Here is a 14,757-nt window from a genome sequence, read left to right as displayed (position 1 = left end):
TAAAATCAATAGCAAATACAGGGAATAGACCATGCAAAGCTCAGCAAACCAAGGCATTAAAAAAGTAGTGATTGCCGGTGGCGGTACCTCGGGTTGGGTCGCTGCAGCAGCTTTATCAAAACGGTTAAAAGGCCTGGTCGAGGTGGTGCTGGTCGAGTCGGAAGAGATTGGTACCATTGGCGTGGGCGAATCGACCATTCCGCCGGTGCAGCTATTTCATAATATTTTAGGCATCGACGAGCAGGAATTTATGCGCGCCACCGATGCCACTTTTAAACTCGGTATTTCTTTTGAAAACTGGGGGCAAATAGGCGATCGCTATATTCACCCTTTTGGCACCACCGGCAAAGGCAGTTTTCTGACCGATTTTCAGCATTATTACCTGCATGGTCAAATGCTAGGGGTTGAGGCTTCTTTTGGTGATTATTGTTATGAACTGCAGGCTGCCAAAGCGCATAAGTTTGGTAAATCTGCCAATTCGCAAATTAGTTATGCCTATCATCTGGATGCGGGTCGATACGCCAGATTTTTACGCACCTTTAGCGAAAGTCATGGTTGCCGGCGGATTGAAGGCAAAATTGCCACAGTGACGCAGCATCAAAATGGCGATATTAAGTCGTTGCTGCTGGCATCCGGCGAGGAAGTCAGTGGTGATTTATTTATCGATTGCACCGGCTTTCGCGCCTTACTGATTGAACAAACTTTGCAAACCGGTTTTGTGCCCTGGGATCACTGGTTGCCGTGCAATAAAGCGGTGGTGGTGCAGACCGAATCGGCCGCTACCATACCGCCTTACACCCGAGCCATCGCCCATGACAGCGGCTGGCAGTGGAAAATTCCGCTGCAGCACCGGGTTGGCAATGGCCTGGTGTACGCCGGTGATTATCTGTCGGATGAACTCGCAAAACAGCGCTTGCTGGATGGGCTGGAAACGCCAGCGTTATTTGAGCCACGTTTTCTGAGTTTTCAAACCGGCCGGCGCAAGAAATTCTGGTCGAAAAACTGTGTGGCACTGGGACTGTCGAGTAGTTTTATCGAACCTTTGGAATCAACCAGCATTTATCTGTTTATGAACGGTGTCGTGCGGCTATTGCGGCTGTTTCCATTTGATGGCGTGCGGCAGGCACTAGCCGATGAATACAACCGGCAGTCGATTAGCGAACTGGAAAAAATCCGCGATTTTATTATTTTGCATTATCACCAGACCGAACGTACCGACAGCCCATTCTGGAACTACTGCCGTACCATGCAAATTCCGGATTCGCTGGCGCAGCGGATGGAATTGTTCCGGGAAAGCGCGCACGCCTTTCAAAGCGGCGAAGAAATGTTCCGGCTGGAATCCTGGACTCATGTGATGTTAGGCCAGCGGCTGCAACCTAAGAGTTACCATCAGCTGGTGGCGAGTTTGCCGGAGCAGGAGTTACGCCAGCATCTGCAAAATATTCGCGATACCATTGGCCGGGCGGTGGAAAAATTACCCTCGCATCGTGATTTCCTGCGGCAATATTGCCCGGCGAACGATCAGTGAGTGCTGAGGTGGCTGGATCAGAGAACCTGTCATTGGCGGCGCCGAGTATGCCGAACAGCGGTAATATTTTGACCGCGCATGCAAAGATGCACGTGCAACTACTGCATATTGGCAATGAACAATCGCCATTGTTGGTGATTGATAACTTTGTTGCGCAGCCTGAGCTATTGGTGGCGTATGCCTGTCGCCAGCAATTTGTCGCCAATTCGCCCTATTATCCGGGGGTGCGGGCGGCAGCGCCGCTGCAATATCAGCAGTTACTGCTGCAATCTTTGCAGCCAACTTTGTTGGAAGTATTCGCGCTACCGCAGCGGCAACTCAGTTTTTCGGTGTGTCATTATTCAATTGTCACCACCCCGCCAACCCAGCTGAAACTGCTACAACGCATTCCGCATTTTGATACGGTCGAGCCACATGCGCTGGCGGCGGTGCATTATTTATTTCAGGGCGATTTGGGCGGCACTGCCTTTTACCGCCATCGTAAAACCGGTTTTGAAACCATTGACCACAACCGGATGCCGGATTATTACCGCTCGTTAGAAAGTGAAAATGACGGGCCGAATTTACCAAAATCCGATGCCGGTTATATTCAGAGCGATACACCACTGTTTGAACAAATCGCCAATCCGCCGGGTTTATTTAACCGGCTGGTGATTTATCCGCGTAATTTGCTGCATAGCGGGCATATTCCCACTTCGTCTCTGCTATCAGCCGACCCGCGAACTGGGCGGCTGACCATCAGTAGTTTCATTGATTGCCAGCCATAAAAGCGGCAGCCATCAAAGCGCTATTTGCTGAATTGCATTTAAAGCCCCACTCATTTGCAATCGCTAATTACCACACGTTGCAGCGGACTTGCCACTGAACTTTTAGCAAACGTTTGAGAGTGGCTTTGTGCCAAAAGCGGACATTCATAAAAAACATGGACGCGATTAGCCTCATGTAAACTGCACTAACTTAGAGATAACCCACTTTTGAAGTGGGTCATCGTTTGTCCTTGGGTGCCACGCGACAATAACATCAAAAGGTTCTGGCATTTCATCCAGCTTGATTTCTACCAAGCTACTTTCATTCACAGCTCTTGAAGGTAAGAATGCGAGCGAATCTGTCACGTTTAGATATAAGGGTACAACTGAGAAACAAGGTGCTGTAATCACAACATTTCTCGTTAAATCATGTTTTTCAAACCAATCATCAATAGAACCTTTAAAATTTGGGCGCGAAGGCGATGCTGAAATATTAGGATGCTCAGCGACTTGTTTTAATGTTGCACTTATTTTTGGAATGCTAGAAAAATTTGATGTTACACATACATGCTGTTCTTCAAAAAGTTTCATCGTCAGATACGACGAAGGAACACAGTCAGGAAATGAGATCGCAAGATTTACTTTTCCACTTTCCATATAGTCATTTATTGAATTCACCTCAAAATCTCTGATAATTATTTTCAATTGAGGCGATTGAGTTCTTAACGTTTGAATTAAATGCGGTAGCACTATTTGTTGCGCGTAATCTGTAGCGGCAATAACGAATGTTCCTTGGGCTCTTTCTGGGTCGAATACGCGGGGCGATAACAAAGTTTGAAACTCTCTAAGTAATCTATCTATATCAACAGATAAGTTCTCAGCCAGTGGTGTAGGGATAAATCCATTTGTTTTTCTGATAAATAATCTATCTTCGAATACATCTCTAAGCTTTTTCAGTTGCTCACTGACAGCTTGTTGCGTCAAACCTAACTGATTCGCGGCCTTAGAAGCGCTTTTTTCACGAATAAGCGCTTGAAACACCCGTAGTTGCTTAATGTCTAACCGATCTAACTTACTCATATATCGTCCGATATCACCAGAAATTGGTTGTTAATTTAGCATAACAATTTTAATTGGTATCAATCACCTAAAATCATTGTTTTCAATTGTTGAGTTCGGGCAGTAGCATGGCTCTAACGAAAACAACATTGGTGGTGAGGCTTATGAAAACTGTTATTCTGATTGGTGCTTTAGGAAAGATGGGAAAGGCAGCTTTAACTGGCTTAGCAAAACATAAAGTGATCACAGCTGGTCGCTCTGGTGATGTTGATCATATCGTCGATATAACCAACGTCGATTCGATCAAAGCCTTGTATGAAAAAGTCGGACACTTCGACGCAGTTGTAAACACAGTCGGGTACTGCGAGTATGCCCCATTTACTGAAATGTCAGAAGCTCAGTGGATGACGACAGTGATGAGCAAAATGATGGGCCAAATCAATCTTGTACGCATAGGACAGGATTACATCGCTGATAACGGCTCATTCACATTGATCAGCGGAATATTAAATGTCAAACCAATTCCTTATGCAATTGCAGATGCAACAACAAGTGGTGCAATTGATACCTTTGTAAAATGCGTTGCGTATGAGATGCCAAGAAATATCCGCATAAATGTCGTGAACCCAACGGTGTTGACAGAGGCATGGGATGTTTACGGTGATATGATGCCGGGTTTTGAACCTGTACCCGGCAGGCTTGTAGGGAAAGCATTCGAGCGATCAGTTGATGGTTTTATCACGGGCCAAGTACTATTTGTTGATGCTTGACCAGTAAGTCATAGAAATGAGCTTAACGAACTGCTCGTTAAGCTCTTGTTAACTGCATTTTCAATTCAGTATGTCTGCTTCTCGCTCGTAGCAGTCTATGACTAGCAATCAGCCTAAACCTTGTAGTTCAAAAAAATTGCAATGCCGCAACAAATGGGCTGGCTGGCAAACCGGCGCTGTTGTACAACACTGCGTTGGGGTTGTCGGCATAGGCGTAACGCACCTGCACCGGCTGTTTGATGTCGGGGTGCGATAACCGCAGCTGATTAATTTGTTGCTTGCCCACAAGCTGCGTCACAAGCTCTACTTTGCCCCATTGAAACTTTCCATCGGCACCGGCGATGGCAAAGCTTTGATTGATGGTGGCTGCATCACCTTTTAGGTTGAGGCCAGCGGCAATCTGATCGAAACTTAACAACAAAGTTGCACCATCGGCCTGCAACGACGCAAGTTCAGGCCCGCGATAAATCACCGGCTCGCCATACACCACAGCCCGCGCCGCCAGCGCCAGGCGCTGACCTAAGGTTTTTTTATCCACCGGGTGAATATCATTCCATTCGCCGGTATCAATCGCCACCACCATCGCCGAATTGGGCGCGCTTAAACTCTGGCGCTGCGCTTCGCGTAAACCCGCCCAACTACTGTCCAGCGGTTGGGAAGTTTTTTCTAAGAAGTTCGCGAGCTGGACATAAAGAAATGGCAATGGCTTGTCGTCAGCGGCCTGAAAATGCGAACGCCAATCCTCGATCATCGCCTGAAACCGTTCCTTATACTGCTGATATTGGCCGACATTCGATTCGCCTTGGTACCAAATCACGCCTTTGACCGGCAGCTTGGTGAGCGGCGCCGCCAGGCCATTAAATAACCCGAGTGGTTTCCAGCGGATAAAAGTGTCGCCAGGCAGTGGCTTGGCCGTTGCTGCCGTTTGCATTTTCCAGGAACCCGTTAACGGAATATGCTGGCTGTCGGTGCCCAACCAATAAGGTTTATCCGGGTATAAACCGCTTTTACCATTGGTGGCGGTAATTCGCAGTGCCAGTTGGTTGGCGCCAGCTTTGAGCAAACCTGCCGGAATGTCGTAACGCCGTGGTGGATACTGATAGGTGGTATGGCCCACTTGTACGCCATTGAGATAAACTTCTTCGGCGTCGACAATGGAGCCGAGCCGCAAGGTATCAGCTTGTTTGGCTTGCGCTTCGCTCAGCCGTACCGTTTTTCGCAACCACCAGACGCCGGTAAAAGGTTCAGCCCGAAAGCCAGGTACCGTAAAATCTTGCCACTGGCTGTCATCAAACTGATTGCTATACCAAGGTGTTGTTGGATTCAACCCTGGATCACGACGCTGTAAATCACCATACCAGGCCTGGTTTTTAGCTTCATCGGCAGCGGTGACATCAGCAATCACTTTGGGGTCGCGATATTTCAGCCCTTCTGCCAGTGCGTCCGGAAAAGCCTGCAACGCCGATTCACTCAGCCAGGCTTCGACCGGCGAACCGCCAAGCGCGTTATTTAAAATACCGATAGGGACTTGGTGCTGACGATATAAGTCACGGGCGAAATAAAACGCCAGTGCCGAGAAATGCTCGATGGTTTTGGGGTTGGCGGACAGCCACTCGCCATTGGCCACATCATACTGCGGTGCGTCGAAATTGTAGTGCTGTGGCACGGTAAACTGGCGGATCAGCGGATAATCGGCGTTGGTTAAATCCTCCGGATAAGCCTCTTTGAGCCGCGCCATCGGCAGTTCCATATTGGATTGACCTGAGGCCACCCAAATGTCACCGAAATACACATCATTGAGTGCAATACGGTTTTTTCCCTGGAACACAAACTGATGCGGCCCACCGGCCGGTTGCGCGGGTAAGCTGATTTGCCAGCGGCCTGGTGCTGCTGGCTGTGTCGGAACGTCATTGGCTAACGCTGGCGCAGCCTGGATCTGCCCAATCACCTTACCGTTGAAACTGACCACCACGGTTTCACCCGGCGCGGCATAACCCCACAGATTGATGGTGCTATCGCGCTGCAACACCATGCCCTGACTAATCAGTTTTGGCAGCATGATATCTGCCAGTCCTGCAGGACTGAGTAGCAGTAAGCTGCAGCTCAGAGCAAGCTGCAGACGATGACGTTTTGAACTGACCCGTTGAAGTTCGAACATTCAGGACACCCATCCGGTTTTATAATCGATTTTCCTGCGGTTACCCTAACAGCTGTGACATCAGCGCGACACCAGCCTGACAGGAATGACAAGCTGTCTGGGAAAAATCATAAGTTGTTTGCGGATAGCTAGTTTGTGGACAGCCACTTATTCGTTTGTTATTCGTTTGACTTATGCACGTTCAAATCGTTAGAAAATTCGGCTTTTCGCCTCAAAAATTTTATCTATAAAGTATAAATTTTAAAATTATCTATAAAACCATATCTAAAAAATGAATTTTGAGGCTATATTCTTCTATAGATAAAATAAACGTTGCTCACCTATACTGATATCTTTTCATGGATAAATTTTCGAGGCATGAATATGTCAAAAAATAACATAAATTCCCTTTCAGCATCACTCCCTGAGCTCGTCCTAGAGCGCAACAGGCTGCAGCAGCAGATGGCACATTTGGACGAAAGCATACAGGCAAAACTGCAGCAGTCCGCAATGGACGGGTATCGGCCGGTGAGCAGCGAGTCTGTGTTATCCAGCATTGAGGCGCACAGGGGCGATCTTTCTATCTCTGAACTGGTCGCTTTTTCCGGCGTGTCGATGCAAACCTATTACAACGCGATACAGCGAGTGGAGGTGGTATCTGTAGGCAAGCTCAACAGTCTGATCGGCGCTGTTGGTTTGCAGCTGTTTATCGGCAAGCGTCAGGGCAATAAATAATGAACGCGCCAACACGGATCGGTTTTGTGTACTGCAATGATAACTTGGCCGGGACTATCACTGAGTATTCGGATCAGGCCGGTTACCAATATGAATTTCGTTATGATGCTACTTACTTGCAAAGCGGGCTCGCCAAGATAGGTACTAACCTCCCACTGACTGACGTACCACTTCGCAAAAACCATCTTCCGGCATTTTTTACCAATTTAATGAGCGAGGGGTGGATTAAGCGCCACCAGGCGCAGCTCGCCAGACTCGATGTCGATGATAAATTTGGTCTTTTGCTTGCGCATGGCGCAGAGCTTATCGGACCAATGAAGGTCCTTCCGAGTCTACTAAAAGATGAAGACGCAGGCCGTATACCAACGCTTCCACAGAAAAACCTCAAAGGCTTCACCATCGACTTTGCCAGAGATGAATTTAATGAAGTGGCCATCAGGTCATTTGGCAGAGCTTCCATTTCAGGAGTTCAGCCTAAAATGTTTCTCACTCATAAAGCCGGCGTTAAAAAAACTTTGACGGCAAGCATCGGTATTGGGCCGTACATCTTGAAACCATCCCCCAGAGATTTGCCCCATTTAGCGGTCAATGAATTTATCATTATGCGGTTATGCCAATTGGTTGGGTTCAATGTCGCAGATCATGCCCTTGTGCCTTTCTCCTGTGGTGAACTGGCCTATGTGACAGGTCGGTTTGATTTGGACGCCGCCGGCAGAAGCATCGGATTCATCGAAGATTTGGCCTCTGTGATGGATGTTGCACCCGGCAATAAAAGTAGCGAGACCTTATCCTACGAACACGCATTAAAAGTTGCCCATGCCAGCTGCGGTTACCACGCTCAAGTGCTTCGCGACGGTTTTTTGCAGGTGCTGATGGCGTACCTGGTTGGGAATAACGATTTACACATGAAAAACTTAAGCCTGATCAGACCGCTCGATAGTGATACTGCAACCGGTTTTTCAAAAATCTATGACATGGTATCTGTAGCGCCATACCGAGAGTACGACGGATCAGAGCTAAGTATCTGGTTGATGGAAAGTGAAGTAGCAGACGCCAAAAGCAGCAGTTCATACGACAACTACGGCTATTACACTGAACATGATTTTGTGACGTTTGCCGCTCAACTAGGGCTGGACCAAAAGATCAGCAAAAAGCTTATCCATGCTTTGGTTAAAAAGGTATCGCAAAATGTGCACAAGGCTTTTGATAGCGTGCCAGGTTTTGACGAACTTAAGCTCGTTTTGCTCAAACGCATCCAAGCGCGAATGGAAGCGATGTCACGCCCTTGGCTGTAAGGTGGCAGCCGATGTTCAAATTGATAAAGCATTCGTGTCAGCCTTTGATTAAAAGCTCATCGTTGAAAACTTCAAGGTAAATGTCTGCAACTGGCTACTGCTGGCCTTTGCCATTAGTTGTCCGCGGTCCATGGCGGATTCCGTAATTTCGTTGCGAGTATTCTCAATTGCAGCGCGCGTCAGCGCTGTTAGCCTGAGATTTTTGCCTTTGGTTACAGGAACTCACCTTATGAAAATTACCGCAGCGCGCGTTATTGTCTGCAGTCCGGGACGCAACTTTGTCACGTTGAAAATTGAAACGGCTGAAGGCATTTATGGCATTGGTGATGCCACCTTAAACGGCCGCGAGCTGGCGGTGGTCAGTTATCTGGAAGATCACTTAATCCCATGCCTGATTGGGCGCGATGCGCGGCAAATTGAAGATATCTGGCAATATTTCTATCGCGGTGCCTACTGGCGTCGCGGCCCCGTTGGCATGACGGCGCTGGCCGCCATCGACGTCGCGTTATGGGACATCAAAGCCAAAGCGGCGGGCATGCCGTTGTATCAGTTATTGGGCGGCCGCAGTCGCGATAAAGTGCTGGTTTATGGTCATGCCAATGGCAAAGATATCGCAGATACCGTCGAAGCGGTGGCGCGTTATCGCGAGCTGGGTTATCAAGCCATTCGTGCGCAATCAGGGGTGCCTGGCCTGGCGTCCACCTATGGCGTCTCCAAAGATACTTTGTTTTACGAACCGGCTGATGCGGCTTTACCCAGTGAAAATCTGTGGTCGACCAGCAAATACCTGAATCATGTGCCGAAGCTATTCGCCGAACTTCGGCAGCAGTTTGGGGATGATGTCCATCTGTTACACGATGTCCATCACCGGCTGACACCGATTGAAGCGGCCAGGCTTGGCAAAGAATTGGAGCCATTTAAGCTGTTCTGGCTGGAAGATGCAGTCACCGCAGAATTGCAGGAAGGCTTCCGGCTTATTCGCCAGCACACCACCACGCCACTGGCAGTGGGCGAGGTGTTTTCGTCCATCCACGATTGCCAGCAACTGATTAGTGAACAGCTGATCGACTATATCCGCACCACCATTGTCCATGGCGGTGGTGTCACCCATTTACGGCGGATTGCTGCGCTGGCCGAGCTGTATCATGTACGCACCGGCTTTCACGGCGCCACCGATTTATCACCGGTCACCATGGGCACGGCGCTGCATTTCGACACCTGGGTGCCGAACTTTGGGATCCAGGAATATATGCGTCACACCGCCGAAACCGATGTGGTATTCCCGCACGATTATCATTTTGAGCAAGGCTTTTTGTACTGCGGCGAAACCCCGGGCCACGGCGTCGACATCGATGAAAAGCTCGCCGCGGGTTACCCTTACCAGCGCGCTTATTTACCGGTCAACCGGCTGGAAGATGGCACCCTTTTTAATTGGTAACGGGTTTGATTGGTAGGGTTATTGGTGTTGCTGTTGGAGGCTTGAAAAGTGATCCCGGCTCACTCTACAGCGCTTGCGCTGAACAGCTTTAGCTGGTCCGAAGGACAGGGCGCAGCCCGTGTAAAGCCAGTAATAAAATCAACAGTTTGAGGCAAATGCGCAAACTGCTACTCAGGGCATGAAGCGGAGGTAGCTGCACGCCCGTGGCAAAACCGACTGGGTAAATGTGCTGTTCGCCCGTTCGCGCCTCCCGCGCTCACTTTTGAATGCTCACTGCACATTTACAGGATAGGTGAAACGGAACTTTGAGTGAATTGCAGACATAGCGCCTCGTTAAGCTTATAAAAACAGTTGGCCATCGCTTCGCGATTATACCCAACTGTTTTTATTCCGCTTAAACCACTTGTTAATTTTTTTTATTATTTGTATATTTTTCAGCTCTATCTAAATCTTCTTTGCTTAGTCGAGAGCCACTAACGTTAATTCTCTGAAACAGAGTAGACAATTCATCACTGTCTAGATTATTGACTTTATAAATTGGGAGTTCAAACTCCTTAATTCTGTAGTAAAAATCATCCAGTTCATTAAGAAGCTCTTCATTTACAACGCCTATTTTTTTAATTGTTTTAAAATACTCCTTTTGATCAAACAATGATGAAAGAAGGATCGAGCAATCGCTTTGTTTATCACCTACTGAGAATTCTTTATTTTTTAGATCGTACCAAACGTTGAATTTTTCATTATCACCGTTAAAGCAATTATATAGAGTTGATAGTCGTTGAACACCATCAATGACTAAGTAATGAGGGTAATATTTATTATGCTCTTTATTGGGTTTTGGAAAAAAAGACTCTTCAAAGTCTTTTAGTGGAAAGTTACCATTATCATTTGCAAGTATTATGATTCCGATAGGGAAGCCTGAGACAATAGAGTTGAATAAATCGATAATATTCTGATCATTCCAAGAGTAACTTCTTTGAAATACTGGAACTTGAATTAATCCATCTTGCATTTGAAGAAATAGTTTATATAGAGAAGTAGTTTGCAGTTCCATTGACTTATGCATTATTTTATTTCTCCTCTTTTAGAACAGAGTTTCTTGACTCTAGAATAATAGACTCTAGTAAGTGTAATGTATGGCTTAAATATCCCACTTTAAATTTTCCTGAGTTAAAATCCCACTTCCACTTACTAGTATCTTGAGAATCAGACGTGCGCTCTTTTTCATAAAATTTATGAGTGATACTTCTTAGAACTTCTTGAAGTTGTGTTGTGACTTGTATCTCAAGCTCAATCTCACTTTCGTAATCAGTAAAATCAATATTGAATAACGTCACTGGGATCTTGACGTAAAAATGATATGCATAATATCCATCGTCACGCTCTTGGCTGTAGCTCCGACTATCTAGATTTAATGATCTGGCATGTTGCTCTAACCTTTCAATAACATACTTTGGCCCATCAACATATTTACATACCAAACAGCCACGAATGATATCATTAAATGAAGAAACTAAATTTTTTGAGGTTATCCAGCCACCATCGGGACTATCAGGAAATTTTGAATTCCAAAGAATGTTAAATCGAAAAGATTTATTAACTGCTGAGTCATAAGGTTTTGAGACCAGTTCTGGTATCACATCACTAGTATAAAGCTCGCAATTATTTTCAAGCATATACTCTTCACACCATTGCCCTGACGCGTCAACAAGAGTTTGAAAAAATTCATGCTCTTCAATTGTGGTTCTAATCGATTTAACGTTTACATTGTATAGGTTTACGACCTGCTGAGAAGAGAAGTGAGAATCCAAAGCTCCCTCTGCCCAAGCGCAGTAATCCACCAATGTTAGTGGCTTTTCATCCAAAATTTCTACTCCAATAAGGTTTACCATAAATCAGATTATGGTTATACAATCTATTCATACATGCTGAGAAACTTAACGCAAAGCTTTGGGGCGGCTTACGCTGCGCTCCAGCCGTCCCAGGCATGACAGTAGCGATTTGTTATACATCATCTTTCAACAACTTATGAAGCGCATCAATACGTTTGTTAATTCTTTTGCTTTCAGAATGTAACTCTGAGTTCATGCCAAATATCAGAATTAAGAACACATACGAAACAGGTGGCTGAGCAACTTCTGGGTACATGAATAAAATAAAGGCCATGCCGAGCAACATGCTGGCGAATCTGATGATACTTCCTTTCCAATTTGGACGGAGTTTCTCGAATTCATCTAATAGCACTTGCGTCTTTTGCATACTATTAAAAAGTGAATGAGCTTCAACTTGATCTTTGTTCATCAAATGTACCTATTATGATGTATAACAGCATTTTTCCAACGGCTTAGAGCCCGCAAGTTGCTGCCGTTTTTTCATAAAAGTTGGTGTTTTAAGCTATCCGCTTTTTTGTCTAACTTCAACAAGATATAAACATAAGTTGTGGTTCAGGGAACGGGAATGAAAGTTTTGCGCCCGCAAGACGCGAAAAAATAACTCATGGTTTGCTTTGAAATCATTTTTTGGTTTTGTATTCGGCAATATTAAGTATCCGCTTCTGGCACAGAACTGATTTACGCTATGAGCGAAAATCGGAAGTTGGCGAACCTCGTTGTATTAGGCTGTTAGAACGTAGGTACCATCGTCCTCAAATTTAAAAAAAGTCGAGATTTAATAAAAACTCATACATTTAATTCAATAATTGTGCTGATTATACGATCTACCTTCAGTTATTAAGACAACTTCTTTTTTTGTTTATATGGTACAAGGAGCGCTCCTTAAGTTCTATTATAGCAGACTCCAAGTACACTTTAATTCTAGCTTGTTTTCCTTCTTTCTCAAGGTATGAATCGGCCCGTTCCGCACACACTTTTATATGATCAGCTCCAAGAGCTTTTGTTATATCAAAAAGACGAACCTCGGACATAACTGTTGAATTTCTTAGAGATAACAAGGCGTGCGCAATACATTCCAAAGAGTCATCACAAACAAATCGAGGAACGTTATCCATAAAAAAATTCAAGTAAAACATCGCTTGTTCAACAAGAATATTTACTATATTTAGGTTCCTTGATTTAACTAAGCTAGCACAATATAGTAGTTCACTTTTACTTTTAAGGTCTTTCGCACTTGTTATAGCTTCAACCAACAACTTCTCAAACTGATCCAAGCCAATGGAACCAAGCTTTCTAACTTTTTCTCTTGAGGCGCTCCTTACATCGCCGTCTTCAGATATAACACCAGATATCAATGAATGCACCATACTGCCCGGAGTCTCTTTAATACTCAGTATTAAATTTGGAATTTCGTGATACTCCTTAACATTTAATACCTGCAAGCCATATCTCGCTTCAAGAACAGCAAAATCAGCAGCACTTCTTACTCTAGCTCTCCCATTCTCATTACAGTCACACTGACTTTCATTTTTTACATCATCCTTCATAATCGCTATATGATCTTGAATGCCTTTGCCATAATCGCGTTCAATTGTCATCAAAATCTGATCAAAGTCCCTATCTCTGATAGCGAAGCCGACGATAAGAACTGTATACCTAGACAATACATGCTGCATAAATGCTCTATATTGAAGGCTTTCATTCAATATTTTCCTATATGAAGAACTTGTCAAAACTAAAGAATCGGGCTTAGAAACGCACCCATGAGCTTTCATTATGAAAGGATTTGACTTAAATCCGCTCCGAATAGATTCCCTCATAACTCCAGACTCAGAATGCAGCATCTTTGTGTAATGTACACCTTGACTTTCGAATGAGTTTTCATGACATCGGTCATAATTGAAAGTAATTATTCCCTTGGGGGCAATAGCTGTAATGCTATTATGGCATGCCCCCCATGCTTTCTCCGCTTCTGTTGTTTCTTCTGCAACCCACTTACAAAAATCAGCCTTATCTACGAGACTTTCTATTATTTCTGAGGCTTCAATTAATGCATCACCATGAACAAATTCGAGTCCATTTTCTGGAGCGAGTCGCTCTAAAAGCTCCTTTTTATTTGGCTCCATCGTCGACATTTTACCTATTGCTCTGTGTTTCAAATTACTAACAAGGTTGCCCCAATTTGGTAATTTCCCTCCCTTAGAACGCTCTACGCCGGCTGAAACGCCAGCTCCTGTGATAATAACGAGCCGATCTTCGGCCAAGGAGTTACGTAATATGTCAGTTAGATCCCTATTCAATTTAATTTACTGTCCTTTATAAATTCAAAAGCGTACATGAGTGGTTTATTAATTCTCTCTTCTACTGATGAAAACACTCTTGGCTCTCCATCAATTTGGGAGTCAACAATTACTTTAGGGGTGACATTACAGGAAATTTTTTTCGCCAAATCAGAAATACCTCTGAGAACGATTTCATTGTTAAATGATATTAATGTAGCAAGTTCTTCGCAGGCTGATAAAGCTATTGACAGCCGAGTTGTATTTTCCAGCTTCAAATGAGGCGCATGTTCAAGAATCGCAAGGGAAATTTCAGGATCCACATTTAAACTTATTAGAAATTTTACTAAAGGAAGTGGATGACATCCAGATAACTTTTGATTGCCACGACCTATTTCTAAGTCATGAGGATACATCAGGTAATCGAGATCATGAATTTTTCCTGCTAATCCATATATTTCAACAGATTCTTTAGTTATTTTTGCAAACTCCTCCATTAAGGCTTTAGTTATATCTCCATGCTCATTCCAATATCTATCGTTGCATCTACAACCACAGCTACTTTCATGTAGTAAATTTTTTCCATTCCTGCACTGTCTTTTCACTCTCGTTGCAAATTTTTTTAATAGCACTTCTAAAACTTCACCGCGCGCGTATTTTTCTTCTGTTTTCTTCTGAATCTTTTCACGTAGTTCAATTTGCAAATTTTTAGCTATGTGTAGATGTTTAGTCATTAAATTTCCATTTTCATTCAAGTATCATGAAAGTAAATCCGAACATTTGAGTGCTGTACTTATAGCATTTTTATACCATCCATCGTTGGGGCGATAAGCGCTGGTAGTGCACTTTATTAGTAAAAATACCATAACCCGGAGGAC

Annotated in this window: 13 protein-coding genes; 6 read left to right on the top strand and 7 right to left on the bottom strand. The window is 44.8% G+C overall.

The genetic code is table 11. The annotated features are described in order from the left end of the window. Positions 1-31: 31 nt before the first annotated feature. Complete coding sequence (locus tag A5320_RS21280; protein ID WP_068069978.1) at positions 32-1,528, top strand: tryptophan halogenase family protein; 1,497 nt, start codon at positions 32-34, stop codon at positions 1,526-1,528. 86 nt (positions 1,529-1,614) lie between these two features. Continuing rightward, entirely contained in the window at positions 1,615-2,295 is a 681-nt protein-coding gene (locus tag A5320_RS21275) for a DUF6445 family protein (protein WP_068070093.1), read from the top strand. Positions 2,296-2,466: 171 nt separating this feature from the next. Here the strand turns inward: A5320_RS21275 and A5320_RS21270 are convergent, their stop codons facing one another. Beyond that, positions 2,467-3,354 carry a LysR family transcriptional regulator gene (locus A5320_RS21270; protein ID WP_068069976.1) on the bottom strand — a complete coding sequence of 296 codons (888 nt, stop codon included), beginning with the start codon at positions 3,352-3,354 and terminating at the stop codon, positions 2,467-2,469. A gap of 143 nt (positions 3,355-3,497) precedes the next feature. Between A5320_RS21270 and A5320_RS21265 the strand changes: the two genes are divergently transcribed. Continuing rightward, the gene (locus tag A5320_RS21265) at positions 3,498-4,103 is read left to right on the top strand and encodes a short chain dehydrogenase (protein WP_068069975.1); all 606 of its coding nucleotides are present in this window, start codon (positions 3,498-3,500) and stop codon (positions 4,101-4,103) included. A 127-nt stretch (positions 4,104-4,230) separates the two neighbouring features. Here A5320_RS21265 and A5320_RS21260 read toward each other — a convergent pair whose 3' ends face one another. Next, complete coding sequence (locus tag A5320_RS21260; protein ID WP_068069973.1) at positions 4,231-6,261, bottom strand: sialate O-acetylesterase; 2,031 nt, start codon at positions 6,259-6,261, stop codon at positions 4,231-4,233. Between the two features lie 363 nt (positions 6,262-6,624). On the opposite strand from A5320_RS21260, the gene A5320_RS21255 reads away from it, so the two are divergent. The 3 genes from A5320_RS21255 (at position 6,625) to manD (ending at position 9,708) form a co-directional block, all read left to right on the top strand. Next, the gene (locus tag A5320_RS21255; RefSeq protein WP_157606198.1) at positions 6,625-6,975 is read left to right on the top strand and encodes a hypothetical protein; all 351 of its coding nucleotides are present in this window, start codon (positions 6,625-6,627) and stop codon (positions 6,973-6,975) included. Further along, entirely contained in the window at positions 6,975-8,270 is a 1,296-nt protein-coding gene (locus tag A5320_RS21250) for a type II toxin-antitoxin system HipA family toxin (protein ID WP_068069969.1), read from the top strand. Before A5320_RS21255 ends, A5320_RS21250 begins: the two co-directional genes overlap by 1 nt. Positions 8,271-8,499: 229 nt before the next feature. After that, the gene (manD, locus tag A5320_RS21245; protein WP_068069967.1) at positions 8,500-9,708 is read left to right on the top strand and encodes a D-mannonate dehydratase ManD; all 1,209 of its coding nucleotides are present in this window, start codon (positions 8,500-8,502) and stop codon (positions 9,706-9,708) included. A gap of 406 nt (positions 9,709-10,114) precedes the next feature. On the opposite strand, the gene A5320_RS21240 is transcribed toward manD, so the two are convergent. The 5 genes from A5320_RS21240 to A5320_RS21220 all read right to left on the bottom strand — a co-directional run bounded on the left by A5320_RS21240 (position 10,115) and on the right by A5320_RS21220 (position 14,613). Then, complete coding sequence (locus A5320_RS21240) at positions 10,115-10,774, bottom strand: DUF262 domain-containing protein (RefSeq protein ID WP_068069965.1); 660 nt, start codon at positions 10,772-10,774, stop codon at positions 10,115-10,117. A gap of 4 nt (positions 10,775-10,778) precedes the next feature. Continuing rightward, positions 10,779-11,573 carry a hypothetical protein gene (locus A5320_RS21235; protein ID WP_157606194.1) on the bottom strand — a complete coding sequence of 265 codons (795 nt, stop codon included), beginning with the start codon at positions 11,571-11,573 and terminating at the stop codon, positions 10,779-10,781. A gap of 139 nt (positions 11,574-11,712) precedes the next feature. Further along, the gene (locus tag A5320_RS21230; protein ID WP_068069960.1) at positions 11,713-12,009 is read right to left on the bottom strand and encodes a hypothetical protein; all 297 of its coding nucleotides are present in this window, start codon (positions 12,007-12,009) and stop codon (positions 11,713-11,715) included. 421 nt (positions 12,010-12,430) lie between these two features. Further along, positions 12,431-13,864 carry an SIR2 family NAD-dependent protein deacylase gene (locus tag A5320_RS21225; protein ID WP_157606191.1) on the bottom strand — a complete coding sequence of 478 codons (1,434 nt, stop codon included), beginning with the start codon at positions 13,862-13,864 and terminating at the stop codon, positions 12,431-12,433. A gap of 32 nt (positions 13,865-13,896) precedes the next feature. Next, positions 13,897-14,613, bottom strand: coding sequence for a hypothetical protein (locus A5320_RS21220; protein ID WP_068069956.1), 717 nt, complete (start codon positions 14,611-14,613; stop codon positions 13,897-13,899). Positions 14,614-14,757 lie beyond the last annotated feature (144 nt).

This window comes from Rheinheimera sp. SA_1, assembly GCF_001669775.1.
In the GTDB taxonomy this organism is placed as follows: Bacteria; Pseudomonadota; Gammaproteobacteria; order Enterobacterales; family Alteromonadaceae; genus Pararheinheimera.
Note: the sequence above shows the minus strand (reverse complement) of the source record. Positions and strands in the feature narration are given on the sequence as shown.

Excerpts from the sequence above, each read along its gene's own strand:
- A5320_RS21280 (WP_068069978.1), top strand. The coding sequence starts at position 32 with ATGCAAAGCTCAGCAAACCAAGGCATTAAAAAAGTAGTGATTGCCGGT.
- A5320_RS21250 (WP_068069969.1), top strand. The coding sequence starts at position 6,975 with ATGAACGCGCCAACACGGATCGGTTTTGTGTACTGCAATGATAACTTG.
- A5320_RS21275 (WP_068070093.1), top strand. The coding sequence starts at position 1,615 with ATGCACGTGCAACTACTGCATATTGGCAATGAACAATCGCCATTGTTG.
- A5320_RS21260 (WP_068069973.1), bottom strand. The coding sequence starts at position 6,261 with ATGTTCGAACTTCAACGGGTCAGTTCAAAACGTCATCGTCTGCAGCTT.
- A5320_RS21265 (WP_068069975.1), top strand. The coding sequence starts at position 3,498 with ATGAAAACTGTTATTCTGATTGGTGCTTTAGGAAAGATGGGAAAGGCA.
- A5320_RS21220 (WP_068069956.1), bottom strand. The coding sequence starts at position 14,613 with ATGACTAAACATCTACACATAGCTAAAAATTTGCAAATTGAACTACGT.
- A5320_RS21270 (WP_068069976.1), bottom strand. The coding sequence starts at position 3,354 with ATGAGTAAGTTAGATCGGTTAGACATTAAGCAACTACGGGTGTTTCAA.
- A5320_RS21240 (WP_068069965.1), bottom strand. The coding sequence starts at position 10,774 with ATGCATAAGTCAATGGAACTGCAAACTACTTCTCTATATAAACTATTT.
- manD (WP_068069967.1), top strand. The coding sequence starts at position 8,500 with ATGAAAATTACCGCAGCGCGCGTTATTGTCTGCAGTCCGGGACGCAAC.
- A5320_RS21255 (WP_157606198.1), top strand. The coding sequence starts at position 6,625 with ATGTCAAAAAATAACATAAATTCCCTTTCAGCATCACTCCCTGAGCTC.
- A5320_RS21230 (WP_068069960.1), bottom strand. The coding sequence starts at position 12,009 with ATGAACAAAGATCAAGTTGAAGCTCATTCACTTTTTAATAGTATGCAA.